This is a genomic window from Marinobacterium litorale DSM 23545 (assembly GCF_000428985.1).
Taxonomy (GTDB): Bacteria; Pseudomonadota; Gammaproteobacteria; order Pseudomonadales; family Balneatricaceae; genus Marinobacterium_D; species Marinobacterium_D litorale.
The window spans coordinates 133,721-135,393 of record NZ_KE386828.1; the positions used below are offsets into that span (position 1 = coordinate 133,721).

Annotated in this window: 1 CRISPR repeat array. The window is 60.6% G+C overall.

What is annotated here, in order from left to right:
• Positions 1–1,374: direct repeats of the CRISPR family, unit length 29 nt; unit sequence GTGTTCCCCGCACCCGCGGGGATGAACCG.
• Positions 1,375–1,673: the final 299 nt, after the last annotated feature.

Here is a 1,673-nt window from a genome sequence, read left to right on the forward strand (position 1 = left end):
GTGTTCCCCGCACCCGCGGGGATGAACCGGCGCTAAATGCCTTGAATGCCAAGCCTGCTTTGTGTTCCCCGCACCCGCGGGGATGAACCGCTACGGCGCCATAAAACAGCCACTCCATGGCTGTGTTCCCCGCACCCGCGGGGATGAACCGCGCACGGAGCCACCCAAGCCCACCAGTGGCGAGTGTTCCCCGCACCCGCGGGGATGAACCGCCCCGGCAAATGCTTGGCAGCGACCGGGGCTTCGTGTTCCCCGCACCCGCGGGGATGAACCGAGGCCCGCGCCTACGACCCCCAGGAACTGCGAGTGTTCCCCGCACCCGCGGGGATGAACCGGGTGATATTGGTAATGGCGTTACCGTTGGGTGGTGTTCCCCGCACCCGCGGGGATGAACCGCCCTGTTCGTGGAACTGAGCGACCTTCTCGGTGTGTTCCCCGCACCCGCGGGGATGAACCGGCGGTCACTTCCTGCCACAGACGCAGCATCATGTGTTCCCCGCACCCGCGGGGATGAACCGACCTCAGTGACGGCCCGCAGGATTTTGTGCTGGTGTTCCCCGCACCCGCGGGGATGAACCGGCTCCTTGCAGCGCTTCCGTGCTTGACGGGTAGTGTTCCCCGCACCCGCGGGGATGAACCGCTGGCTCTGAATGCAGGCTGGGATGATGAGCTGTGTTCCCCGCACCCGCGGGGATGAACCGCAATGGGCCATGCCTGTACCCACGCGACGTTTGTGTTCCCCGCACCCGCGGGGATGAACCGATGCGTGTCGCTTGTGCATTTGACTTGGGAGAGTGTTCCCCGCACCCGCGGGGATGAACCGGCGCTAAATGCCTTGAATGCCAAGCCTGCTTTGTGTTCCCCGCACCCGCGGGGATGAACCGGCCCAAATCGATGAGCGTAACGCCAAGATCGGGTGTTCCCCGCACCCGCGGGGATGAACCGGCAAACGGGACCGACCAGATACCTACTCGTTTTGTGTTCCCCGCACCCGCGGGGATGAACCGGCGTAGTAAATCCAGTTCATACCCACCCCATCCGTGTTCCCCGCACCCGCGGGGATGAACCGGCAGAGATGCGCGACAAGCGCTTGTCGCTGAAGTGTTCCCCGCACCCGCGGGGATGAACCGCTGGCTCTGAATCTTTTTTATACCAAAGCCAGGTGTTCCCCGCACCCGCGGGGATGAACCGCAGTGAAAGGCAGTAATGATGCAATGGTGGTGGTGTTCCCCGCACCCGCGGGGATGAACCGTTTAAATAATGTGTTTACAGGTGTTTACTTCCGTGTTCCCCGCACCCGCGGGGATGAACCGCGATTTAAATGTCGGCAGATCGGCGTCCGCTGGTGTTCCCCGCACCCGCGGGGTTGAATTGATTGAAGAAAATTATGGGCCGCATGGTCTATGAACTTAGCGAATGGTTTTTCTATATAATCGGATAACCACAGTAAATAGGCCTTCGGCGTATTGGGCGGCCAAGTGCTGTGGGGCAGTGGGAGCCGACCTGCTGCCGCCGTTTTTTAAGTTTCCGCATCAGGTTTAACTTATCCGTCTATCAGGCGCGCTACCGCATAGCCGGAGATACTAATGGGTTCGAAAGTAAGCGAACATCATTTATAATGTAGGCTCCGTTCGCCAAGCTTATCGGATATTTACACACATGCGCCACGATGA